Annotated in this window: 21 protein-coding genes; 17 read left to right on the top strand and 4 right to left on the bottom strand. The window is 37.6% G+C overall.

The genetic code is table 11. From position 1 onward, the window contains the following. Window position 1: 1 nt before the first annotated feature. Both AAY42_RS05215 and tsaD read right to left on the bottom strand, forming a co-directional pair. Complete coding sequence (locus AAY42_RS05215) at window positions 2-328, bottom strand: TfoX/Sxy family protein (RefSeq protein ID WP_055393064.1); 327 nt, start codon at window positions 326-328, stop codon at window positions 2-4. Between the two features lie 33 nt (window positions 329-361). Then, complete coding sequence (gene tsaD / locus AAY42_RS05210) at window positions 362-1,390, bottom strand: tRNA (adenosine(37)-N6)-threonylcarbamoyltransferase complex transferase subunit TsaD (RefSeq protein WP_055393063.1); 1,029 nt, start codon at window positions 1,388-1,390, stop codon at window positions 362-364. A gap of 102 nt (window positions 1,391-1,492) precedes the next feature. Here tsaD and AAY42_RS05205 point away from each other — a divergent pair, with 102 nt between their 5' ends. The 4 genes from AAY42_RS05205 to AAY42_RS05190 all read left to right on the top strand — a co-directional run bounded on the left by AAY42_RS05205 (window position 1,493) and on the right by AAY42_RS05190 (window position 8,983). After that, window positions 1,493-5,914 (top strand): translocation/assembly module TamB domain-containing protein, encoded by a 4,422-nt coding sequence (locus AAY42_RS05205; RefSeq protein WP_055393062.1) that lies wholly within the window; start codon window positions 1,493-1,495, stop codon window positions 5,912-5,914. A gap of 130 nt (window positions 5,915-6,044) precedes the next feature. Further along, entirely contained in the window at window positions 6,045-7,031 is a 987-nt protein-coding gene (gene pfkA / locus AAY42_RS05200; protein WP_055393057.1) for a 6-phosphofructokinase, read from the top strand. 22 nt (window positions 7,032-7,053) lie between these two features. Further along, window positions 7,054-8,055, top strand: coding sequence for a type I glyceraldehyde-3-phosphate dehydrogenase (gap, locus tag AAY42_RS05195; protein ID WP_055393048.1), 1,002 nt, complete (start codon window positions 7,054-7,056; stop codon window positions 8,053-8,055). A gap of 76 nt (window positions 8,056-8,131) precedes the next feature. Continuing rightward, the gene (locus AAY42_RS05190) at window positions 8,132-8,983 is read left to right on the top strand and encodes an N-acetylglucosamine kinase (RefSeq protein ID WP_055393046.1); all 852 of its coding nucleotides are present in this window, start codon (window positions 8,132-8,134) and stop codon (window positions 8,981-8,983) included. Here the strand turns inward: AAY42_RS05190 and AAY42_RS05185 are convergent. Both AAY42_RS05185 and AAY42_RS05180 read right to left on the bottom strand, forming a co-directional pair. Then, window positions 8,976-9,356 (bottom strand): RidA family protein, encoded by a 381-nt coding sequence (locus tag AAY42_RS05185; RefSeq protein ID WP_055393045.1) that lies wholly within the window; start codon window positions 9,354-9,356, stop codon window positions 8,976-8,978. The two genes, AAY42_RS05190 and AAY42_RS05185, sit on opposite strands and share 8 nt — an antisense overlap. A 45-nt stretch (window positions 9,357-9,401) precedes the next feature. Beyond that, complete coding sequence (locus tag AAY42_RS05180) at window positions 9,402-12,089, bottom strand: putative LPS assembly protein LptD (RefSeq protein WP_055393044.1); 2,688 nt, start codon at window positions 12,087-12,089, stop codon at window positions 9,402-9,404. Between the two features lie 130 nt (window positions 12,090-12,219). On the opposite strand from AAY42_RS05180, the gene AAY42_RS05175 reads away from it, so the two are divergent. From AAY42_RS05175 to cysC, 13 genes are all read left to right on the top strand, one after another. Further along, complete coding sequence (locus tag AAY42_RS05175) at window positions 12,220-13,425, top strand: N-acetylmuramoyl-L-alanine amidase family protein (RefSeq protein WP_055397729.1); 1,206 nt, start codon at window positions 12,220-12,222, stop codon at window positions 13,423-13,425. Window positions 13,426-13,494: 69 nt separating this feature from the next. Then, window positions 13,495-14,460 (top strand): MlaD family protein, encoded by a 966-nt coding sequence (locus AAY42_RS05170; protein WP_055393043.1) that lies wholly within the window; start codon window positions 13,495-13,497, stop codon window positions 14,458-14,460. 3 nt (window positions 14,461-14,463) lie between these two features. Beyond that, window positions 14,464-15,786, top strand: a complete 1,323-nt coding sequence (locus AAY42_RS05165) for a 4Fe-4S dicluster domain-containing protein (protein ID WP_055393042.1) — start codon at window positions 14,464-14,466, stop codon at window positions 15,784-15,786. A 12-nt stretch (window positions 15,787-15,798) separates the two neighbouring features. Further along, entirely contained in the window at window positions 15,799-16,584 is a 786-nt protein-coding gene (locus AAY42_RS05160; RefSeq protein ID WP_055393040.1) for a (Fe-S)-binding protein, read from the top strand. 1 nt (window position 16,585) lies between these two features. Then, entirely contained in the window at window positions 16,586-17,068 is a 483-nt protein-coding gene (locus AAY42_RS05155; RefSeq protein WP_055393038.1) for a hypothetical protein, read from the top strand. 187 nt (window positions 17,069-17,255) lie between these two features. Next, window positions 17,256-17,705 carry a DUF4304 domain-containing protein gene (locus AAY42_RS05150; RefSeq protein WP_055393036.1) on the top strand — a complete coding sequence of 150 codons (450 nt, stop codon included), beginning with the start codon at window positions 17,256-17,258 and terminating at the stop codon, window positions 17,703-17,705. A gap of 400 nt (window positions 17,706-18,105) precedes the next feature. Continuing rightward, on the top strand, window positions 18,106-21,018 hold the full coding sequence (locus AAY42_RS05145; RefSeq protein ID WP_055393034.1) for a glycoside hydrolase family 3 N-terminal domain-containing protein: 2,913 nt from the start codon (window positions 18,106-18,108) through the stop codon (window positions 21,016-21,018). 29 nt (window positions 21,019-21,047) lie between these two features. Continuing rightward, entirely contained in the window at window positions 21,048-22,190 is a 1,143-nt protein-coding gene (bshA, locus tag AAY42_RS05140) for an N-acetyl-alpha-D-glucosaminyl L-malate synthase BshA (protein WP_055393033.1), read from the top strand. 3 nt (window positions 22,191-22,193) lie between these two features. After that, window positions 22,194-22,655, top strand: a complete 462-nt coding sequence (locus AAY42_RS05135) for a hypothetical protein (RefSeq protein ID WP_139063651.1) — start codon at window positions 22,194-22,196, stop codon at window positions 22,653-22,655. Between the two features lie 120 nt (window positions 22,656-22,775). Beyond that, window positions 22,776-23,954: an OmpA family protein gene (locus AAY42_RS05130; protein WP_055393021.1), complete on the top strand. Its 1,179-nt coding sequence runs from the start codon at window positions 22,776-22,778 to the stop codon at window positions 23,952-23,954. A gap of 46 nt (window positions 23,955-24,000) precedes the next feature. Next, window positions 24,001-24,804, top strand: coding sequence for a 3'(2'),5'-bisphosphate nucleotidase CysQ (cysQ, locus tag AAY42_RS05125; protein ID WP_055397728.1), 804 nt, complete (start codon window positions 24,001-24,003; stop codon window positions 24,802-24,804). Continuing rightward, window positions 24,804-25,316, top strand: a complete 513-nt coding sequence (locus AAY42_RS05120) for a DUF2061 domain-containing protein (RefSeq protein ID WP_082433328.1) — start codon at window positions 24,804-24,806, stop codon at window positions 25,314-25,316. The genes cysQ and AAY42_RS05120 overlap by 1 nt, the downstream gene beginning before the upstream one ends. Before the next feature lie 3 nt (window positions 25,317-25,319). Continuing rightward, on the top strand, window positions 25,320-25,910 hold the full coding sequence (gene cysC / locus AAY42_RS05115; protein ID WP_055393019.1) for an adenylyl-sulfate kinase: 591 nt from the start codon (window positions 25,320-25,322) through the stop codon (window positions 25,908-25,910). The last annotated feature ends 2 nt before the right edge of the window (window positions 25,911-25,912 follow it).

Here is a 25,912-nt window from a genome sequence, read left to right as displayed (position 1 = left end):
ATTACAGTTTACTTTTTGCATGCTCCAAACCTAGTTCTATCCAGTTTTGAAGTTGTTCTTCAGTTTTAAAACCTTCAGGAGACACAAAAATAAACTCCTTCATAGCTTTACCTGTAAAATCCATTGGTCTAACATGTTCTTGCCTTAAAACAACATCCATTTTAGTACCTACCACGCGAACCATCAAATCATTCTTAACTGGACCCACAGTCATTTTTCCCTTGTACAAAAAAGCGACTCCTCCAAACATTTTCTTTTCAGTGAATTCTTCTGGAAATAGTGCTACTGCATGTCGAATTCTAATTGCTATTTCCTCGTTATATGGCATTTTATGTTAAAATAAAATTAGTTTCACCAAAAATCAACTTCCAATTGCATATCTGGCTTTGGCCCCAACACGTTGATCCGTGAATTGTTTTTCCTGAAATTTCAAATAGCCAACTATACCAATCATTGCGGCATTGTCCGTACAATATTGAAATTTTGGAATGTATGTTTTCCACCCCAATGTTTCTTCAGCGTCTTTGAGTCTTGCCCGTATACCGGAGTTGGCGGCAACGCCACCTCCTATGGCTACCTGTTCGATACCCGTTTGCTTAACGGCCAGTTTGAGCTTATCCATTAATATTTCCAATATGGTAAACTGTACTGAAGCACAGATATCGGTAATGTTTTCAGCTACAAAATCAGGGTTCTTTTTTGTTTCTCTTTGAACAAAATATAAAATGCTTGTTTTTAATCCACTAAAACTAAAATTAAGTCCTTCTACTTTGGGTTTTGGAAAATCAAACGCCCTTGGGTTCCCAAGTTGTGCATTTTTGTCTACTAATGGACCACCCGGATAGGGCAATCCTATTAATTTTGCACTTTTATCAAAGGCTTCGCCAACAGCATCATCTAAGGTTTCACCCAATACTTTCATGTCAAAATAATTGTTCACCCTAACAATTTGTGTATGTCCACCACTTATTGTCATACCCAAAAAAGGAAAGGTAGGAGCGGTCATACCTTCATCATCAATGAAATGCGCCAAAATATGAGCTTCCATATGGTTTACTTCAATCAATGGAATACTGAGTCCCAATGATAATGATTTGGCGAAAGAGGCTCCAACCAATAAAGAACCCATAAGTCCTGGCCCTCTTGTAAAAGCTATGGCAGATAGTTGTTTTTTATCGATATTTGCTTCGGCCAAGGCTTGATGTACCACCGGAACTATATTTTGTTGATGGGCTCTAGATGCTAACTCTGGGACCACACCGCCATATTTCTTGTGTATTTCTTGTGTTGCCACCACATTGCTTAGCACTTTTGTATTGCATAAAACAGCTGCAGAAGTATCATCACAAGAAGATTCAATTGCAAGAATGTAAATTTTTTTAATTGCCACAGGTTTTGGAACAAAAATTGGTTGAGCAAAGGTAAAACATAAAGCCCTATCAGAAAATTAAGGAAAATACTGTTACGATTTTTATTAGCTATTCTGCTAATAATGGTATTGGGCTCTTTAATACTTTCAATTCCGGCAGTACAGACCAGGATGGCCAAATATGCCACAAAAACCATTAATGAGGAATTTGGCACGAATATTTTCATAGATCGCCTTAGCCTGTCCCTGTTCAATTTAAATACCGGAATAAAGGGTATTTATGTAGAAGATTATAAAAAGGATACGCTGGCCTACATCCAAAAACTGTCCACCTCTATCTTAAACTTAAGGAATATGGCCAATGGTGAAATGAAGTTTGGCGATATTGAGATTGATGGACTTTTTTTTAATTTGAAAACCTACGAGGGCGAAAGGGACACCAATCTGGATATTTTTGTAGATAAATTGGATGATGGAAAACCGAGGGCGCCCGGAACCCTTCCTTTTTTTATGTCTTCGGATGAAATTCAGATTTCAGAAGGAAGATTCAAACTTTCCGATGAGAACGATGAAGCAGAGGAAATACTGAACTTTACGGATTTGAGTATACTGGCAACCGATTTTCAAATTTTGGGGCCTGAGGTTACCCTTGGGGTTGAAAATTTATCATTCTTGAGTGAAAGAGGTATCCGATTAGAAAATCTTTCAACAGACTTTAAGTATACCAAACAACAAATGCGTTTTGATTCCTTACGAATCAAAACCAAAGAATCGGCACTCAAAGGTGGTTTGGTTTTTAATTATAATAGGGAAGATTTTTCGGATTTTTTGAACAAAGTAAAAGTTGACGCTGCATTTACTGAATCCACAGTTGCTCTAAATGATATCAATAGATTCTACAATGAATTTGGTGGGAGCAAGGAAGTTTTGTTTTCTGGAAAAATGAGTGGGGTGCTTAATGGACTAAGTGTTGATGAGTTATTTGTTCAGACTGAAAATACAGGTATACGGGGGGATTTTGAGTTTGATAATATGTTCAGCGACCAAGCTCCTTTTATTATGCGTGGCGAAATCAACAATATTACCTCTAGCTATTATCAGCTAAGATCATTGTTGCCCAATCTTCTTGGGAAGAATATTCCGTCTTCTGTTCAAAAGCTGGGTCAGTTTACAATTCGCGGAGATGCCGAGGTTACAGAGACTTCATTGGATGTCCAAATAAATTTGAATACTGCAATTGGCAATAGTTATACTGATTTGCAGATGACCAATATTCAAACCATCGATGATGCATCGTACAGAGGGTTTATATCTCTTATTGATTTTGATTTGGGAAGTTTTATCGAGAATAAACAATTGGGAAAGGCTAGTTTGGATGTAAATGTTGAAGGAAAAGGTTTTATAGCGGAATACCTGAATACAGAGGTAATAGGAGAGGTTTATAAGCTAGAATTTAACGATTATGAATACAACAATCTCAAAGTTTCGGGAATTCTAAAAGAAAAACTGTTTGATGGGAATCTGGTAAGCAGGGATGAAAATATTCAGTTTGATTTTAAGGGATTGGCAGATTTTGGAGAGAATTCCAATAATTTCAATTTTATTGCTTCCGTTGCCCATGCGGATTTAAAAAAGCTGAATTTCATTAATGACAGTATTTCCATTTTTAAAGGCGATTTAAATATGGATATTACGGGAAATACCTTGGACAATATCGAAGGACAAATACGATTTTCAAGCACTACCTATCAAAACATAAATCAAACCTACTATTTTGATGATTTCGCGGTTTCCTCATCATTTGACCAAGATACTGTAAGAACAATAGATATAAATTCCCCAGATATTATCACTGGCTATGTAAAAGGAAAGTTTAAGATTGGAGAAATTGGTAAGTTGGTGCAAAACTCCGTAGGAAGCATTTATACCAATTACAAGCCCTTTGAAATTTCAGATGGTCAAGAACTTAGTTTTAATTTCAAGATTTACAATAAAATTGTAGATGTATTTTTTCCAGAGGTAACTTTTGATGCAAATACCTTTATACGGGGAAATATTGTTTCGGACGAGGGCGATTTCAAACTTACGTTTAAATCTCCAAGTATTAAAGCCTATGGAAATGACTTTGATAATATTGAACTTAAAATCGATAACAAAAATCCTCTATTCAATACATTCGTATCAGTAGAAGATATGTCCACGGTGTATTATGATGTTAAAGATTTCAGTCTTATCAATACCACATTGAAGGACACACTTTTCTTTAGAACCGAGTTTACCGGAGGAAGTGGGTTTGATGATAGTTATAACCTAAATTTCTATCATACATTCAACAAAGAAAACAAATCGGTCATTGGATTAAAAAAGTCCGATGTGAATTTCAAAGGAAACACCTGGATCTTGAATAAAGATGGAAATGACAAGAACAAAGTCATTGTTAACAGAACTCTAGATAGCATTCGGATAGAGGAAGTTGTTATGGACAACAATAATGAAGAACAAATAAGACTGCGGGGAGAATTGGCAGATTCTACATATAAAGACCTCGCGCTTCAGTTCAAAATTGTTTCCTTAAATAAAATAACTCCTGTAATAGATAGTCTTAAACTGGAGGGTTCTGTGAATGGTTTCCTCAATATTCTACAAAAAGATGGAAAATATCTCCCCACTTCTAGTCTAAATGTTGAAGACTTTAGTGTGAACAACATGCGGTTGGGAGATCTTGAAATAGGTATTTTTGGAAATAACGACCTTACCCAGTTTGGTGTGAGCACATGGTTAAATGACAATGGTCAAGAGAAATTGAGCATAAATGGAAATGTATCCAATGTAAATAACAACAGACAACTTGATTTATCCGCAAACTTTACAGGCCTTGCATTAGAACCATTCAGTCCCTTGGGAGATGGTGTCATTTCAAACATAAGGGGAAGTGTTGATGGATATGCCAAAATAACTGGAAAGGTTTCCAACCCTTCAATAAATGGGGCACTAAGTTTAAGCGATGCAGGAATTGGCATTCCCTATCTTAACGTGGATTATGATTTTGCCCCATATTCACGTGTTCGTCTTTTTGATCAAACATTCTATTTTGAGAATATTGGTTTGTCCGATGTAACCGAAGGCACCACAGCAACCCTAGATGGAACAATTAACCATACAGCTTTTGATGATTGGTCCCTTGATCTGGATTTGGATACCAACAATGACCGTTTTATGATTTTGAATACGGAGTTTGATGAAGAATCCTTGTACTATGGCACTGGTTTTATAAATGGAACAGGGAGTATTTATGGCCCGATAGATGCACTTACCATTGCCGTGGACGCAAGTACGGCCAGAGGTACATCATTAAAGATTCCTCTAAGTGATGTGACCAGCGTTGGAGACTATTCCTTTATAAATTTTATTGAAAAAGGCACTTCGGAATCATTTAGGGAAGAACGCGTGCTTCAAGATTATCAAGGCTTGGAAATGGCCTTTGATTTGGCAGTGACCCCACAGGCCGAAGTTGAAATAGTGGTTGACCAGAGCACCGGAAGTTCATTAAAAGGTACTGGTGAAGGTATTCTTTTAATAGAAATCAATACAAACGGTAAGTTTAACATGTATGGGGAATTTGTCGCAGTTACTGGAGAATACAATTTTAAATATGGGGGTGTAATCGATAAAAAATTTCAGGTTCGCCCAGGGGGAACCATTCTTTGGGAACGGGACCCATTGGCAGCACAACTTAATTTGGAAGCAGTATATGCTTTAAACGCTAACCCTGCACCCCTTTTGGATAGCCAAGAGTATAGTGCAAGAATACCAACAGAGGTTGTTGTACGTTTAGATGGTGAACTGGAAAGCCCTAATATTAATTTTGACATTGATTTTCCAGGAACCAATTCGGTTGTGCAATCAGAGTTGGAGTATAGACTACAAGATCCAACTGTAAAAGAACGGAATGCCTTCTTCCTTTTGGCACAAGGAACTTTTGTAAATGAACAGTCCGGAATAAACCAACAGGCAGTAACGGGAAACCTTATTCAAACAGCTTCCGGATTACTCAACCAAATTTTAGATAGTGGCAGTGATAAGTTCAATCTTGGGCTTTCCTATGAACAAGGATATTTGGATACCAGTGCTGATATTCGTACCGAGGACAGAATTGGTGTAACGGTATCAACCCAGATATCTGATAGAATCCTGGTAAATGGAAGGGTAGGAGTGCCAGTTGGTGGAGTATCTGAAAGTGTGGTTGCCGGAGATGTTGAGGTACAGGTATTGTTGAATGAAGAAGGAACCTTAAGTGCAAAAATCTTTAATAGGGAAAATCAAATTCAACAGTTTTTGGCAGAACGACAAGGGTACACACAAGGGGTGGGTCTTTCCTATAAGGTTGATTTTAATAGTTTTAAGGAACTGATGCAAAAAATATTTCAAAAACAGCAAAAACAGTCTACTCCACTTGAACAAAAACAGTCCAAGGAAATTATGGGAAAAGATAGCCTCATTAGATTTACTCCAAAGGAAAACACTACAAAAGGAATCCTCAACTAAGGTTATATTTTTACTTTTTTTTGATTAAAAATTTACGAAAACGTTTGCGAAAACGTCTGAAAATAAATTAGTTAATATGTCATTCATTAATTAAATAAAGTTTCCTAGCTTTGATCTTTTAAAATTTTGAATGGCTTCAGAAATTAAGAAAATAGGGGTGTTTACATCTGGGGGAGACTCTCCCGGAATGAACTCTGCCATTCGTTCCGTAGTTCGCACTTGTGCATATCTTAAAATAGAATGTGTTGGTATTTACAGAGGATATGAAGGAATGATAGATGGTGATTTTAAACCCATGGACGCCCGTAGCGTAAATAACATTATTAATAAAGGCGGCACTATACTGAAATCTGCCAGGTGCGAAGAATTTAGAACTCCAGAAGGCCGGAAAAAGGCACATGAACAACTTAAAAAAGCTAAGATTGATGCTTTTGTTGTAATTGGCGGTAATGGAAGTTTTGCAGGAGCTTTGGCCTTTAATGAAGAATTCAATTTTCCTATAATGGGAATTCCGGGAACCATAGATAATGATATTTTAGGTTCCAGTTATACCATTGGTTTTGATACTGCCATAAACACTGTTGTAGATGTTATAGATAAGATTAGGGATACGGCAAGTTCACATAACAGATTGTTTTTTGTTGAAGTTATGGGAAGGGATGTAGGACATATCGCATTGAACGCTGGTGTTGGAGCAGGGGCGGAAGAGATTTTGATTCCAGAGCAGAATCTAGGTTTGGAACGTTTGTTGGATTCCTTGAAAAGAAGCAAGAAATCAGGTAAATCTTCCAGTATAGTTATTGTTGCAGAAGGTGATAAGATTGGGAAAAATGTTTTTGAACTGAAGGAATATGTTGAAGAACATTTACCCATATATGATGTTAGGGTATCTGTATTGGGACATATGCAGCGAGGAGGAAATCCAACCTGTTTTGATAGGGTATTGGCAAGTAGAATGGGAGTGAAAGCAGTTGAAAGTCTTTTAGAGGGAAAATCAAACTATATGGTAGGTATAAGGGACACCAAACTTATTCTTACGCCAATTAGTGAAGCAATTAAAGCACATACAGAAGTTGATAAGGAACTTATACGGGTTTCCGATATCATGACAACATAAATTTAAATCAAACAGAGTAAAAATGTCAAATTTAAAAATTGGAATTAACGGATTCGGTAGAATAGGAAGATTAGTCTTTAGGGCTACTGTAAAGAGAGACAACGTAGATGTTGTGGCGATAAACGATTTGTTGGATGTTGAGCATCTCGCATACCTGCTTGAATACGATTCTGTTCACGGAAGATTTGACGGAACAGTTGAAGTTAAGGATGGAAACCTTATTGTAAACGGAAAAACAATTAGAATCACAGCTGAACGTGACCCCAAAAATTTGAAATGGGATGAAGTGGGTGCAGATATTGTTGCAGAATGTACCGGTATTTTTACAACTTTGGAAATGGCACAATATCATATTGATGGTGGAGCCAAAAAAGTAGTTATCTCAGCACCGTCAAAAGATGCGCCAATGTTTGTGATGGGAGTGAACCATCAAGAGGTAAAGGCTTCAGACACAATAGTGTCCAATGCATCTTGTACGACCAACTGTCTTGCTCCGCTTGCGAAAGTCTTAAATGATAAGTTCGGTATTGAAGAGGGGTTGATGACCACGGTACATGCTACCACAGCGACCCAATTAACAGTTGATGGGCCTTCAAGAAAAGATTATAGGGGAGGTAGAAGCGCAATGCTAAATATTATTCCCGCCTCTACCGGAGCAGCAAAAGCTGTAACCAAGGTTATTCCAGAGCTTTTAGGAAAACTTACAGGGATGGCATTTCGTGTGCCTACCGCCGACGTATCGGTTGTGGATTTAACCGTAAGGTTAGAAAAAGAAACATCGTATGAAGAAATAAAGAAGGCATTCAAAGAAGCTTCTGAAGGAGATATGGCCGGTATTTTAGGATATACTGAGGAACCCGTTGTTTCACAAGACTTTATTGGCGATGCAAGAACAAGCATTTTTGATGCAGGAGCTGGTATGGAATTAAACTCGAAGTTCTTTAAAGTTGTTTCTTGGTATGACAACGAAGCGGGTTATTCCAATAAATTGGTTGACTTGGCTCAGCACGTGGCAAACCTTTAATCTTTTAGTATACTTACATCAAAATCTGGGTCAAGGTGAATTCACCTTGACCCAGATTCAAAATAAAACCTGATATATGATATTGATTGTTGATAGCGGGGCAACCAAATCCGATTGGATTGCGTTAAATGATAAAGGAGAACAATTATTTCTTACACAGACTCTTGGGCTTAGTCCAGAAGTATTGACTCGCGAAGTTATTGAAGACCGTTTGGCCAATAACTTTGAGATTTCCAAGAATAAAGACGCGGTAAAACAATTGTATTTTTACAGTGCGGGATGCGGTACAGATAGAATGAAGGGTTTTATGAAGGAAATTTTCAGGGATTTCTTTCCAAATGCAAAAACGGAAGTCCGGGAAGATACATATGCAGCTATTTACGCTACAACCAACATGGGGCAGCAAAGTATAGTCTGTATTTTAGGAACAGGATCTAATTGTAGCTATTATGATGGTCATCAATTATTTCAAAAGGTAACTTCCCTAGGATATATTTTAATGGACGATGCAAGTGGTAATTTCTTCGGAAGAAAACTCTTGCGAGACTATTATTTTCACAAAATGCCCCAGGATTTGGGGATTCAATTTGCCAAACAATTTGATTTGGATGCTGATGTCATAAAAGAACATTTGTACAAACAGCCTAATCCAAATACCTATTTAGCCACATTTGCCCGCTTTATTATTGAAAATAAAGAGCATCCATATTGCAAAGGAGTCATTGAAAAAGGTTTACAACAATTCGTGAACAACTATATTATGCAGTTTGAACTGGCCACGAAGGTTCCCATTAGTTTTGTTGGAAGTATAGCACACTTTTTAAAGGACGAACTTACAACAATACTGGAGCGCAACGATTTGATTTTGGGAGTGATTAGAAGACGTCCCATAGATGGGTTGGTCGATTTTCATCGACAAACTATTTAACCGCTATCATAGAGATTTCAACATTAACAAATTTAGGAAGATTGGCAACTTCAACAGTCTCTCTTGCAGGTGCGGTTTCAGCATCAAAATAGGCCCCATAAGCCTCATTTATTTCAGAAAACTGATTCATGTCCTTAATGAAAATTGAAGTTTTCACTACATGATCAAAGGTCATTCCTGCTTCATCCAATATTGCCTTTAAATTTTCCATTGACTGTGTTGTTTCCTTTTTGATATCACCTTCAACCAAATTTCCAGTTGCTGGATCAATTGGAATCTGTCCAGAAATATAAAGTGTACCGTTCATGAGTGTCGCTTGATTATAAGGTCCAATTGGAGCAGGTGCATTTGGAGTATTGATTATTTTTTTCATATTGGATTTTAATATAAAGTTACTGGCATTTTTACAATCCAGCAATTATCGCTGACTTCTATTTTCCCACTTAAGGTCACTAAGAATGGAACTTTTTATTCCAATAAAGAAATACCATCGTTCAAACCTTCCAAAAGGTGTCCAATCAAAACTTAAACGGAAACTGTCCAAATCTCTTTTAAAATTTAGTCGGGTATCCGCAAAACCTTTATTTTTTATATCATATCCCGAATTAAAACCTACTTCCCACTTGGGTGAAAGTTGTACGTTTCCGGAAAACATCAGGGAATGATTAGTTATCTCATTTTGCCTATTGCTATTGCTATATGTGGCAACATAGGTAAGCCGCATATCCCATGGAATTTTTGAGGCATAGATTGGATTTTCAGTATCTCCGGAATCCTCCTCATCCTTTTTAAAATGCGGCTCTCCATCACGTGCACCTTGAAGTTCAAACGGGTTTGCGCCATAATCAGGTTCCTCTTTTTCAGGTTTCTCCCTTTTTTTATCACCACCTTTTTTAAACATTTCACTGTCTATGGAAAAGCCTGTATTTACCCGTGCGGAGGTTAACCTTAAAAGCCCACCCCCATTATTGATATTAAAGGTATTGATACGTGTTCCGTTATTATCGATAGCGTAGGGATCTAATGTGGCTGAAAAATTAATTGGAACATTCTTAATGATTTCAGTACCACCGCTAAGGCTTATAGGGCTCAATTTTAGAGAATCTGCCTCAAAATTATAACTCGTGGATAAGTTAAGATTGCTAAGAATACTTACTTTCCTTGGTTCAGTAGCTGTTGAATCTTTGTCTTTTACTTTTGCCTCGAGTGTATTTTGTAATGAAAAACCTATAGAATTGCCCTTGCTTAAGGAAGGACGTCCATAAATGCTGTTTTCAAAAGGTGTATATTGGACTTCATCACCGTCCTCATCGGTGTAGGTATTATAAAACTGTTCAAATGATGGGGCATAGCTATAACTAATTGATGGCCTCATGACATGGCGAATGGCCTGTATTTTTTTGTCTTCTCCAAAGTTAAACGTACCATATACCGTTGTACCAATACTTGTACTGAAACTATATCGGTTGAATCGGTCAAATCCGGCAATAGTATCTGTAACCACTTCTTCTAAATCGTCATCATACCTGCGGCTTATGGTCTCCAATGACCAAACGTCCTCATAGTTTCCTGATAGGCCCACGCTGAGATATTTAGCCACTTTGAAGTTGGTGGAAACTGGTATTCTGTGTCTAGCACCAACACGTGCACCATCAAACATTTCACTTGTGAAGAAATCCTCTTCGGTTGTGGTTATACTATTCTGTGCATTTACATCATATTGAAAATTCACATTTTGGATAATTCCCTTTTTCAGACCATCACGTTTGGCAAATGGAAAAATACGTTCCATGCTAGCCTGGAAAGTGGGTAGGGACATATTGATGACACTCTCTTCCGTTCTTGTATTTTGTGTGTGCGTTAAGGTGAGACTCGTATTTACAGATGGGTATTCTGGAAAAGTCTTTGAATAGCTTATAGACGAAGCAAATGTGTTGGTCTGCGTATTAGCTCTGTTTATTTGATTCAAAGAATTGGTGAAAAATTGACTGCTACCAAGGTTTACAGATGCAGAAAAACGTGAATTTGGGCTGGCCTTAGTATCTTGGGAATGACTTATCCTAATATTGTAGCTACTACTACGACTAAAATCATCAAACCCTTTTTGACTGGTGATGATATTTTCATAACTAAAATTGACATTTCCTCTGTATTTATAGCGTTTTGCATAGATGGACTGCGTTCTAAAACCATAACTGCCGTTGGTGTAGAAATCCCCAGTAACACTCAAGTCCACATAATCACTGATGGGTAAATAATACCCTCCATTTTGCAGGAAATAACCTCTGTTGGGATCATTACCAAATGTTGGAAAAATCAATCCTGCAGTTCTTCCCACGGTCAATGGAAAGTAGGCAAAAGGAAGAGCAATTGGGGTTGGAACATCCACAATATATAAATTACTATAGCCGGCTATAATCTTCTTTTTTGGAACAAATTTGGCTTTCCGTATTCTTATATAGTAGTCAGGATCAATAGTATCCTTGGATGTGGTCAATTTCCCCTCACTCAGAAAATAAACAGAATCATTCTCTTTTTTGGTGACTTCTGCATACACTTTCATGGCATCGCTGCCCAATTGCCCCAGGCCAGCTTGCTGTTCTGTTCTTGAGTTCCAGATTAATGCTTTTTGCGTATCAAAATTAAATCGAATGGAATCTGGCCTTACCTCATTGCTTCCCTGTTTAAAAAATGGAAGTTGTGAATAGGTTCCAGTAGAATCCCTTAATCTACCGGCATACACCTCATTTTTAATATAATCCATGACAATTACACCAGCTTTAAGCTCTGTGTCCTGATAATATATTTCGGCTTCGTTATAAAGGTATATTTTGTTGTCACTTTGACTAAGCTTCACATAGTCTTTAGCTTTGTATTTTATCTGATCTAATAAGAGCGGTTTTTTTCCTCCAACGGAATCAATCTCTAAAGAATCAAGAGGAATGGAATCATTTAAAATATTGATGGGTAAAAGCGGTGCGGTTATGCTATCCTGATGGGCTTTTATTGGTAAGGGCTTAATAAAATCGCCCTCCTGAGCCTTAAGATTTATTGTCCAGCCAATGAGAATAAATAGGAAAACTAAAATATGTTTGTTTGATTGCAACGTGATAAATCCTATTTTTGTTCTAGTTTGGCCTAGTTTTTGGGCTCAAACTTACATATATTTTTTGTTCCTTTCATTGGGGTTTACAATATTTTTAACCATTGGGGAACACTATAATTATTTAGTTCTTATGATTAAAAGTAAGCTAGCTTTTTTTGTTTTTTTACTCTCTGTCCTTTCTTTTACTTCATTCAACAAGAATGATACCGAAGTAACCCCAAAAGATAAGTTTGTTGTTGTATTGGATGCAGGTCATGGTGGTCATGATCCTGGTAATTTGGGAAACGGGTACCTTGAAAAGAACATTGCTTTGGGTATTGTATTGAAAGCTGGTGAAGAATTAGAGAAGAATCCTGATATCGAAGTCATCTATACACGGAAGGATGATACCTTTATAGATCTTTTTGTAAGAGGGGAAATCGCTAATCAAGCCAACGCAGATCTATTTGTGTCGGTACATTGCGATTCACATACTTCAGATGCCCATGGCGCAGGCACATTTGTTTTGGGACTACATGTGAATAGACAAAACTTTGAGGTGGCCAAAAAAGAGAACTCCGTAATTTATCTGGAGGACGATTATGAACAACGCTATGCGGAATACGATATTAATTCCCCAGAATCTGTAATTGGGCTTACCATAATGCAAGAAGAGTTTTTGGATCAGAGTATTTTATTGGGAAAAAAACTTCAAGATAATTTCACTAAAAAATTGAATCGAAAAGATAGAAAGGTGAAGCAGGCAGGTTTTATAGTACTTCACCAAACGTTTATGCCGAGTGTCTTGGTAGAAACAGGTTTTTTGACCAATAAAGGTGAAGGAAGCTATTTAAACTCTAAAAAAGGACAAGATGAAATGGGCAAGGCTATTGCCGATGCTGTTTTAGCCTATAAAGAGGATGTTACCAGTGGTATCTCCATTGATACACCAATTGTTAAGGAAGATACACCAGAGTCTACACAAGTACCTGTAAAGGAAGAACTGGTAGAATCAAGTAAGGAAGTAACATCAAATACAAATTCTCAACCCAAAGCTGTAACGGTAACAGAAAAAATTGAAAAAACAACACCTCCAGCTAAAACGGGAGTGATTTTTAAAGTACAGCTTATGGCCAGTGCCAATACAATTCCGCTTAGGAGCGAGAATTTTAATGGATTGGATATACTATCAAAAGAACCAGTTAAGAACCTTTTTCGTTATATGTACGGGAATGCAGATTCTTATGAAAAAGCAGAGCAACTAAAAAGAGAAGCTGTTACTAAGGGATATACTACTTGCTATATTGTGGCATATAAAAATGGCACAAGGGTAACTTTGACCGAAGCTTTAAAATAGGTTAACAGGTACAAAAATTGCCTTGTCAAAAATATTCCTAATTTTGTTTAGAACAGAAAACCGAGCCCTTTGAAGCTAACCAGAGAAATCAAAACCGGGATTATAGTAATTACAGGAATTTTAGCGGTAATCTTTGGATTAAGCTATTTGAAGTCTTCCCCATTTTTTGAAAACGATAAAATATTTTACGCAGTATACGACCATGTCGGTGGATTACAGACTGGTACACAGGTATCCATAAACGGACAGGTTGTGGGTAAAGTGGTAAGCATAAAATTTAAGGACAACAAATTTAGATCTGTTGTTGAGTTTACCGTTAATAAAGATCAGGATTTTTCCAAAAATAGTAGTGCAGAAATTTATGATACTGGAATTATAGGAGGAAAGGGTATACAAATTCTTCCAGTTTTTGATGACGCATCTTTCGCAAAATCGGGAGATACTTTAAACTCAAGTATTAAACCGGGAATTACCGCCTTGGTACAAGAGAAGCTGACTCCACTTCAAACTAAGGTAGAAGGAGCAGTATCCCATGCAGACACATTATTAATGAATTTTAACGATGTACTAGACAATCAGACAAGGTACGAATTGAGACAGAGCATAGCGGGCATAAACGCTTTGGTAAGTTCATTCAAGGGAAGTGCGGACAAACTAAATGGATTGTTGGAAAGCAACAAAGAACAACTGGATAATTCCCTTAAGAATGTGGATCATATCACGACCAACTTTTCTAAGCTTTCAGATTCATTGGCCAATGCCGGACTGGCAGAGACTGTTGCAAGTTTTAAAACCACCGTAGAACGCTTAAATGCCACCCTAGGAAAGATTGAAAAGGGTGAGGGGTCTCTTGGGAAACTGGCCAATGATGAAAAACTATATAATAACCTTGAAGCTGCTTCTAGAGAATTGGATTTATTGCTACAGGATTTCAGGCTCAATCCCAAACGCTATGTAAATGTTTCTGTATTTGGAAAGAAACAAAAAGAATATGAGCTTCCGGAGAATGATCCCGCCTCTCAAAATCAGAATTAATATATGGAGTACTTGCCCAATATACTTTTTACTATCGCCCTAATAGTGGGCATTGGTTTTTTTGCACGAAATGTGAGAAAACTGTCACGAAACATCAAATTGGGAAAAAATGTGGATGTCAGCAATGATAGACCACAACGTTGGAAGAATATGGCCAAAATAGCATTGGGCCAGACCAAAATGGTAGTTCGCCCCATAGCGGGACTTATGCATATTATTGTCTATGTAGGCTTTGTGATCATTAATTTGGAAGTGCTCGAAATTATATTGGATGGGATTTTGGGTACCCATAGGGTATTTGCTCCTTTGGGAGCCTTATATGATTTTCTGATAGGGTCTTTTGAGGTATTGGCATTCATGGTCATCATAGCCGTTGTTATTTTTTGGGTCAGAAGAAATATCATCAAACTCAAAAGATTCATAAAGCCTGAAATGGAAGGATGGCCCAAAAAGGATGGCAATATGATCCTATATATTGAGTTGGTACTAATGTTCTTGTTTTTGACCATGAATGCGACTGACTTTCAATTGCAACAAATGGATGTGGCACATTATACAAAAGCGGGAGCCTTTCCAATAAGCCAATTTATTGCACCCCTATTTGAAAACATGTCGGCATCAAACTTAATATTGGTTGAACGTACCGCATGGTGGTTGCACATTCTTGGAATATTGGCCTTTCTAAATTATCTGTATTATTCCAAGCATTTACATATTCTATTGGCGTTTCCGAATACCTATTATGGTAAATTGAAGCCTCAGGGTCAATTCAATAATGTGGAAGCGGTTACCAATGAGGTAAAGCTGATGATGGATCCCTCAGCTGATCCATTTGCTGCACCTGTTGAAGATGCACCGGACCCAGAAAAATTTGGTGCTTCGGATGTCATGGATTTAAATTGGGTGCAATTACTCAATGCGTATACATGCACCGAGTGCGGTAGATGTACATCAGAATGCCCAGCTAACCAAACTGGAAAAAAACTATCCCCTAGAAAGATAATGATGGACACTAGGGATAGGTTGGAAGATGTAGGGAAAAATATAGATGCCAATAAAGGAACATTTGTACCAGATGGGAAACAATTGTTGGGCGATTACATTAGCCATGAAGAATTATGGGCATGTACTACCTGTAATGCATGTGTAGAAGCTTGCCCTGTAAGCATAGACCCATTGTCCATTATTATGGAAATGCGCAGATTTTTGGTGATGGAGCAATCCGCTGCACCAACGGAATTGAACAATATGATGTCCAATATCGAAAATAATGGAGCTCCGTGGCCCTATAATCAAATGGACCGGTTAAATTGGGTAAACGAATAACTTTCTAGGACTATGAGTGAAGAAATCAAGGTGAAAACCATGGAAGAATTTATGGCTCAAGGTACGCAGCCAGAAATATTGTTTTGGGTCGGTTCCGCAGGTAGTTATGACGATAGAGCCAAAAAGATTTCCCGAGCTTTTGTGAAAATATTGAATAGGGCTGGGGTAGAATTTGCCGTTTTGGGACCAGAGGAAAGTTGTACCGGAGATGTGGCCAAGCGTGCGGGCAATGAATTTTTGTTTCAAATGCAGGCTATGATGAACATTGAGGTTTTAAACGGTTACGAGATTAAACGTATTGTAACCTGTGACCCACATTCATTCAATACTTTAAAAAATGAATATCCAGGTTTAGGTGGACATTATGATGTTGTTCACCATACGCAGTACATCAAAGAATTGATCGATAATGGACGTTTATCGATTGAAGGGAAAGTATATAAAGAAAAACGCATTACATTTCACGACCCTTGTTATCTTGGGAGAGCCAACTCCGTTTTTGACGCACCAAGGGATGTTCTTAAGAAAACCAATGCCGACATTGTAGAAATGAAACGTCATAAAAAAACGGCGTTGTGCTGTGGAGCCGGAGGAGCCCAAATGTTCAAAGAACCTGAAAAAGGGGATATGGATATTAATGTGCTGCGTACAAAAGATGCGCTGGAAACCAATCCAAACATTATTGCAACCGGATGCCCGTATTGCAATACCATGATGACGGACGGAATCAAAGCCCACGAAAAAGAAGATAGTGTTACCGTTTTGGATGTAGCCGAACTTATTGCAAATTCTATTTAAAATGCTAGTAGATTTTAAAACATTGCCGGAAACCTCGCGAATTTGGATATACCAATCCAACCGAAGCTTTAAGGAATCGGAATTACAGGAAATAGAACAAAATCTAATCAATTTTATTCAAGAGTGGACCGCACATGGAAGTGAATTGGAGGCGGGGTTTGAAATAAAATACAACAGATTCATCATTATTGCCTTAGATCAGACCAATGCAAGTGCCTCTGGATGCTCCATAGATGCCTCGGTACATTTTATACAAGCACTGGAGGAAAAGTACAATGTAAGCCTTTTGGACCGTATGAACGTTTCTTTTAAGCAAGGTGAATATGTAACGTACAAATCTTTACAGGACTTCAAAAAAATGGCAAAAGAGAAGGCCATATCCAAAAATACCATCGTATTCAACAATTTGGTGGCCAGCAAGCAGGAGTATTTGGAACACTGGGAAGTTCCTGCCTCTGAAAGTTGGCACTCACGGTTTGTGTAGCAATACTTTACAATAACTAGGTTTTAGAAGCTCATAGAAGAACATATTACCAAATTCGTTGATTTTACTCGGGCCATCCGTTAATTTACCCTTGAATCTTAACTTAAATTTCCCGAACTTCACTTATCGGTCGATATAGCTCATTAAAACAAGCGATATCTTAATCGTTGTAGGCAATGTCCAAAAAATGACAAATCAAGAATTTAAAGCGGAACTTGACCAACTTTTGAAACCTCATGGATTCAAAAAGAAAGGAAATAAATGGACTTCGGAAACAGAGGAACTGGAAAAAATTATTGAGCTACAAAAATCAAACTTTAGTAACAGCTACTACTTAAATTATGGATTCAATTTTAAGGACTTGGACTATACAGAGGTGACCATGCACATTTGGAATAGATTCGGTCCTTCTAAACGGAAGGAAAACAAGATATTTATCAAAACATTAGATTTAGAAAGTCCGCTAAACCCAACGGAACGAATTCAGAATTTGAAGCTTTTCATCAGTTCATTGCTGTTGCCAGAAATCAACGGAATTAATGCGAAAGAAGACGTTGTAAAGAAACTCAAATCACGGAAACACCTTAATGACGTATTCCTGCGTGTAAAACGTCACTTGAATTTAATCACGCAATAAAAAAACACTGCCTACAACAAAGGCTAAAATTCATTGCTTGCGGATTTCCTAAACGGAAATCACACGCAAAAAGCTATCTTTAGGTTCGGCTGGATTGTCCTCTCACCTTCGCTGAAAAAGCTTCGGCGAGCGTAGACGGACGAATCACAGCAACGAACCTTAGCCCAACCTATAAGTGCAATACCCATAACTTCTATCAAAAATTCTTTTTTTAAGAGAAAAGTCGTTTCAAAAGCAAAAAACGAATTTGCGACTTCGCTTACCCACAGAAAAACTTAGATTGAGAGTTTTAACGGTTAGCTATATATAGGACTTGTTTAAATTCTCTTAATTAATGTGTTTTCTTCGATGAAATACAATATTTTTATGCGTTATAAGTTCATGTCCTAGACAAGATTTTATGCGGATAAACCTTTACGTTCCCATTTTCTTATTAGTTTTTTTAAGCGCTAGCGGCCAAAATAACCCGTTAATAGCAAAAGATTCTATTGCACAATTTAATTGGGTGGAATCTACGTATGATGCTATGTCGGTTGATGAACGTGTAGGGCAATTGTTTATGGTTAGTGTTGCATCCAACCAAGATAAGGCTACAACAGATAAAATAACACAACTTGTACAGGAACACCATATTGGTGGGGTCATATTTTCAAATGGTGGACCCGTTCGTCAGGCAAAGCTTACCAATGAATATCAATCACACTCCAAAATACCATTGCTGGTTGCCATGGATGCGGAGTGGGGGCTTTCAATGCGATTGGATTCTACCTATGCCTTTCCTTGGAATATGACGTTGGGCGCCATAAAGGACAGCTCTGTAGTTGAAAAAGTGGGCCATCAAATAGGAAAACATGCAAAAAGGCTTGGGGTCCATATCAATTTTGCACCAGACATAGATGTGAACAATAATCCAAAAAATCCAATCATAGGAAATCGTTCTTTTGGAGAAGACCCTATAAGTGTTGCTCAAAAAGGAACAGCATTTATGCGGGGCATGGAACAAGCCGGTGTTTTGTCCTGCGGGAAACATTTTCCCGGTCATGGTGATACGGCAACAGACTCCCATAAAGCCTTACCAATTATAAACTCAACCAAAGAAAGGTTGGATTCCGTTGAGCTTTATCCGTTTAGAACGTTGATAAAAAATGGATTGAGCTCTGTAATGGTGGCACATTTAGATGTTCCAAACATAGAGATTAGGGAAGGACTTCCTTCAACCCTTTCAGAACAGATTGTCTCTGTGTTGTTAAAGAAAGAACTAGGATTTAAAGGTCTTGTCTTCACCGATGCGCTAAATATGAAAGCGGTTTCTCAATTTGCCAACGAAGGTGAGGTGGAACTTGAAGCCTTTCGTGCTGGGAACGACGTCTTATTAATGCCCGAAAATGTACTAAAAGCCAAAGAAAAGTTGATTGAAGCTTACAACAAGGGCATAATTACCGAAGCACATCTTTCATCATCCGTGAAAAAAATATTGATGGCCAAGTACAAGGCCGGTTTGCATAACTATCAACCTATTGAACTGGAACATCTTTATGAGGATTTAAATGGTGTTGAAAATGATGTAATTTATGAGGAGGCTATGGAGAATGCCATTACAGTGGCAAAAAATAACTTTTCCCTGCTTCCGATTAAAAAATTGGAAAACAAGAAAATTGCCTATGTGAAATTTGGTGACGATTCGGGTAAAACCTTTTTGGAAACGTTATCGATGTATGCAAAAGTTACCCAAATAGAGGCTAAAGATGCCGCTGGATATAGAAATAACCTGAAAGATTTCAATTTGGTGATTATAGGTTTTCACAAAAACAATGAAAGCCCGTGGAAGGGATATAAATTTTCAGAGAACGAACTTTTTTGGCTACAGGAAATTTCCAGATTAAGAACCAGCAACACCATACTCACTGTATTTGCAAAACCGTATTCGCTGTTAGATGTGGCGCATTTTAACACTATTGATGGGGTAGTGGTGGCATATCAAAACAGTGCCATCGCACAGAAAAAAGCTGCTGAGGTCATTTTTGGTGCCATTGGGGCAAATGGAAAGCTACCCGTTTCTTCGCATTTGGAACTTCCTGTACATAGTGGGGTTGAATTAAAACCGTTACACAGATTGGGGTACAGTATTCCAGAAAGAGTAGGGTTAAGTTCAAGTAAATTGGCTTCTGTTGATAGTTTGGTACATGTTGGATTGGATTCTTTGATGTATCCCGGAGCACAAGTCTTGATTGCAAAAAGAGGGAAGGTGGTATATAATAAGAGTTTTGGAAAGCCAACCTATACCTCTGAGGAAAGAATCAATGGAGAACACATTTACGACTTAGCATCTTTGACCAAAATCCTTTCAACATTACCGCTGATAATGAAAATGGAGGAAGAGGGCAAGATTGCTTTGAACAATACATTCAAAGAATTGGTTCCTGAATATGAATCTTCGGAATTAAAAGATGTAACGGTGCTAAAGGCGCTATCCCATTATGGGCGTTTGCCTTCTTGGATCGCATTTTATATTGATACTTTGACGAAAAACAGAAAACCATCTTCTGATTTTTATAGAAATCAACCCACAGAAGGATTTTCATATAAGGTTTCGGATCACCTCTATTTAACAGACGCTTACAAGGATTCAATTTACAATAGAATTGGTAGGCAATCCTTAAAATCCAATAGATATCGCTATAGCGACGTTGCCTATTATGTCTTTAAAAAATATATTGAGGATACGTACGGAAAATCTTTGGATGAACTGATTAATGAGTTTTTGTACACTCCAATGGGCTTGGAGCATACTTCCTTCAATCCATTGAACAGATTTCCAAAAGATGAAATAGTCCCTTCCGAAGAAGATAAATATTATAGGTACCAAACTGTACAGGGGTATGTACACGATATGGGTGCTGCAATGCAAGGTGGAGTAGGGGGTCATGCAGGATTGTTCAGTAACGCCAATGATGTGGCAAAAATTATGCAAATGTACCTACAAGGCGGGCTTTACGGAGGCAAGCGTTTTCTAGATGAACGGACCATAAAAAAATTCAACACCTGTTATTTTTGTCATAAAGATGTTAGACGGGGAGTGGGTTTTGATAAACCCCAGTTAAAAGAAAAAGGACCAACCTGTGGGTGTGTTTCAAGAAAAAGTTTTGGGCATAGCGGTTTTACAGGAACTTATACCTGGGCGGACCCAGAAGAGGAGTTGGTTTATGTGTTTTTATCCAATAGAACATACCCAACGGCAAGCAATACGCTTTTGGTGAAGTCGGGACTTAGGACAAGGATTCAGCAAGTTATTTATGATTCCATTATAAACTAGACTGTTAATATTGCATTAATTTTGCTCTTATGAAGATAGCAATTGTTTGTTACCCCACTTTTGGAGGTAGTGGCGTTGTAGCCACAGAACTAGGAATAGCCTTGGCGGGAAGAGGGCATGAAGTTCATTTTGTCACCTATAAACAGCCGGTTAGATTAGGACTTTTGGGTAACAACATCCACTTTCATGAAGTTCATGTTCCCGAATACCCACTTTTTCATTATCAACCCTATGAGTTGGCCTTATCAAGTAAATTGGTAGATACGGTAAAGCATTATGGAATAGAAGTTTTGCATGTACACTATGCTATTCCCCATGCATATGCGGGGTATATGGCCAAAAAAATGCTTCAGGAAGAAGGAATTTTTATTCCTATGATTACTACACTGCATGGTACTGATATTACTCTGGTAGGTAAACATCCATTTTACAAACCGGCTGTTACTTTCAGTATCAACAAATCAGATATTGTTACTTCGGTTTCAGAAGATTTAAAACAAAGCACGTTAAACATCTTTACTATTGAGAAAGAGATTGAAGTCATTCCAAATTTTATAGATACTTCAAAATATAGTGTTGATTATACAGATTGTCAGCGCTCTTTAATGGCTGATGAAGATGAACGCATTATAACACACATTAGTAATTTTAGGACGGTAAAGCGTATTCCAGATGTTATCAATGTATTTCACAAAATTCAAAAAGAAATCCCTGCTAAACTTATAATGGTGGGAGAGGGACCTGAAAAAGAAGGTGCTGAACAGCTTTGTGATGATCTGGGAATTAAGGAAAAAGTAGTGTTTTTGGGCAATAGCAATGAGATTGATCGCATACTTTGTTTTTCAGATTTATTCTTACTGCCATCAAAATCGGAAAGTTTTGGTTTGGCGGCTTTGGAAGCAATGATTAATAGGGTAGCGGTTATTTCAAGCAACACAGGCGGTATTCCAGAAGTAAATAAGAACGGTATCTCTGGATTTCTTGCCGATGTGGGTGATGTTAATGAAATGGCAGCAAAGGCACTTTATATTTTAAAAGATGAAGCTGTTTTGGAACAATTCAAGGAAAGCGCATTCAAAGTGGCCTCAAAATTCGATATTTTACATATTTTACCTCTTTATGAAGAAGTTTATGAAAAGGCCTATAAATCACGTTTTAAAAACACATACTGATCAGTGAAATATTTACTGTTGATATTATTGGTCTGTTTTACTTCCTGTAAGGCACAAAAAGAGACACAATTGACGTCAGAGCAAAAGGATAGCGGAATGATTTTGATTGCACATGACGAATACAGTGGTATTTCCGAGTATGAGACCATGGTTATTAGAGACGCAAAATCTTTGAATAAGTTCTATGCTAAAATCAACCGGACCCGAAAACCTGGACTGCCTGTACCTACTTTAGATTTCTCCAAAGAAATAGTACTGGTTGTGTGCTTGGGAGAACAGAAAGGGAAAAAACTGCTTACACTATCTTCAAATGAGGAAACTGAAAATGAGGTTTCAGTTTCAATTGAGATGGTCGATTCTGATGAGGTTGAAAAAGATAAAGTGCAATACGTTTCATATCCATTTTATATTTATAAAATACCTCATACTTCCAAAACCATAAACTTTGAAAAAATAGGGTGGTAGATTAACCAAGACTCTTCATTTTTTACTTCTTATCGAAAATTGAAGCACTTGGAAGTATAAAACAAGTGATTTTGCTTAGTTGACCTAATTTTGCCCCAGTTAACCCTCGAATCCTACATTATGAAAACTACAAAGACAACTTGCATAGCGCTCACCTTTGTGTGTACTTGGCTAAGTACCGCCCAAGATATTCAACTAACACAAAAAGATAGTATTGTCCAAAGTTTCTGGATGGTTTCTTTGGGAACAAATTTTGTTGATGACTCAGGGGACGAATTTGGGGAACTGTTTGATTTTAAAGAAGGATGGAACGCAGTTCCTTACCCTTCACGAATAAGTATTGGTCGTTATTTCAAAAACGGTCTAGGACTTGAGGCTATAGGAACATACAATAAATATAAAGAGGGGAAAACCGTTGATAATTCAATAAACCCTGAAGATGTGGATTATCTAGGTTTGGATTTTAGAATAAGTTATGACCTTAATATGATTTTAGGCGAAACAGGTTTTTTTGACCCATATGTAGGCATTGGTGCTGGATATACTGATGCTAATAATCAAGGCAGGGGAACATATAATGCTGTTATAGGTTTTCGGACTTGGTTTTCAGACAGATTTGGATTAGATTTTAATTCTACCGGAAAGTGGACAATGAACACGGAGAATTCGACAAATCATGTACAACATGCTTTAGGAGTTGCCTACCGATTTAATGTTGAAAAGGGGTTATCTAGAAAAGGTGAAGAGAAATTGGCACTTTTAGAGGAACTGGAAAAAGAACAAAAAAGAGTTCAAGATTCAATAGCAATAAAGCAGAGAGAAGATGAAGAGGCAATATTGTTGGCCGAAAGATTGGAACGTGAAAGAGAACCTGTCGAACTGGCCGAGGCCGAACAGGCAAAACTGGACGCCGAGCAAGCAAAACGGACTGCCTTAGAAAAGGAACTGGAAGGTCTCCAGAACATTTACTTCCAACTTAATTCATCGTATCTTTCCGCAAATGACAAAGTGCTACTAGATAAAATGGCCCAGTTGATGAAGAACCACCCCAATCTAGCGATCAAAGTTTCGTCACACACTGATTCTAGGGGAACAGACAAATACAATCAATGGTTGTCTGAAAGAAGGGTGAAGCGCACGACCGATTACCTAATATTAAAAGGGATAAGACCAGAGAGACTGAAGATGGAAGCAGCGGGCGAAACCCAATTGAAAAATGAATGCGACAATAAAACCATATGTTCGGAGGAAAAACACGCAGAAAACAGAAGGTCCGAATTTACGATAATATGGGACTAACTATTTTGGACAACAACCTAGATAAAAGTTAAAAAAATTCATGAATATGAATAGTAAAGAATTACTGGAGATTGCAATTAAGGCTTCAATTGAAGCTGGTGTAGAAATTCTTAAAGTTTATGATAGGGATGATCACGGTGTTGAATCGAAAAAAGACGATTCACCTCTTACTCTTGCGGATATAGCCTCAAATAATGTGATCAACTCCTATTTACAAAAAACAAATGTTCCAATTATCAGCGAAGAGAACAAGGAAACGGTTTATGCAGAAAGGAAAGCGTGGAAAGATTGTTGGATTGTTGACCCACTTGATGGCACAAAGGAGTTCATAAAAAAGAATGGGGAGTTCACTGTGAACATTGCCCTTGTTTCTGAAGGAGAACCAATATTGGGTGTAATATATGTCCCCGTCTCCAGAGAGTTGTACTATGCTGATGCAGGTTTAAAAGCCTCTTTCAAGACTGTCCTTACCCAAGATCATGAAGTTGTGAGTGAATTATTTAAGGAAGATGATAAAATTAACCCTTCCATACAATTAAAAGATACAATTAGAGTTGTAGGAAGTAGATCTCATATGAATGAGGATACTGAGAGTTTTGTTGCCGGTTTAAAGTCAAAATATAAAAATGTGGAGATAGTCTCTAAAGGAAGTTCGCTAAAGTTCTGCTTGGTGGCAGAGGGAATTGCCGACGTATACCCCAGATTTGCACCTACCATGGAGTGGGATACCGCTGCTGGACAAGCGATATGCAATGCTGTTGGTTTAAAAGTGACGGCCCAAGATTCCCAAAAACCATTGTTGTACAACAAGGAAAACCTTCTAAATCCTTACTTCCTGATTAGCAACTGATGGCTAAAATATCATACAAAAGACACCTTGCCAAAACAGTTACCTGGCGAATTTTAGGAACACTGGATACAGTGACCATTTCTTGGATTATTACTGGAAACCCGCTTACCGGGTTAAAAATTGGTTTCGCCGAGGTTTTCACTAAAATGCTATTGTATTATTTTCATGAACGTATCTGGATTAGGATTCCAATTCCAGAAAGTCAAAAAAGGCACTTGGCTAAAACATTTTCTTGGCGTCTTATTGGTACCACAGATACCATTTTGTTGTCCTGGATTATATCTGGAGACCCCTTGATGGGATTAAAAATAGGAGGTGTTGAAGTAATTTCTAAAATGATTCTTTACTATGTACATGAGAGAATTTGGTATAGACTGAATTTTGGACTTATTAAAAGGCGATTGAAAAAAATAAAAAATAAAACCACTTCCACGTTCAAAAGAAAAAAAATAAAACACGATAATGGAAGAGATGAGGTCAAAACCTCTAATTTTGAACATAAAATTAATTAGGTGATGAGTTCAAATATTGTGCCTCACGATTATAAAATCTCTAGAAGTAAAAGACAATCCAAGAATGGACATAGTTCTTTTTTAATTTTCTTTACGGGTCTTTCTGGGTCTGGTAAATCTACCATTGCCAATGCCATGGAACAATTCCTCTATGAGAATGATGTACATACATATACCTTGGATGGGGACAATATTAGAAGTGGAATAAATAAAAATCTTTCTTTTAGTCCAGAAGATAGGTCAGAGAACATTAGACGTATTTCCGAGATATCCAAGCTTTTCGTTGATGCAGGGTTGATTGTCTTGGCTGCTTTTGTGGCACCTTATGAGGCAGATAGGAATAAGATAAAGGAAACTGTGGGTGAAGAGAATTATATTGAAATTTTCGTCAATACTAGTCTAGAAGTTTGCGAGCAAAGAGACGTTAAGGGATTATATGCCAAGGCTAGAAGAGGCGAGATTTCAAATATGACGGGAGTCTCCGCGCCATACGAGCATCCCAATAAACCACACGTTGTTTTAACCGAGAAAAACTCTATTGAGGAATCAGTGGAAATCATATATAATGTAATTAAAAATAAACTTAAGTTATAAAG

The sequence above is a fragment of the Flagellimonas eckloniae genome, assembly GCF_001413955.1.
Taxonomy (GTDB): Bacteria; Bacteroidota; Bacteroidia; order Flavobacteriales; family Flavobacteriaceae; genus Flagellimonas; species Flagellimonas eckloniae.
Note: the sequence above shows the minus strand (reverse complement) of the source record. Positions and strands in the feature narration are given on the sequence as shown.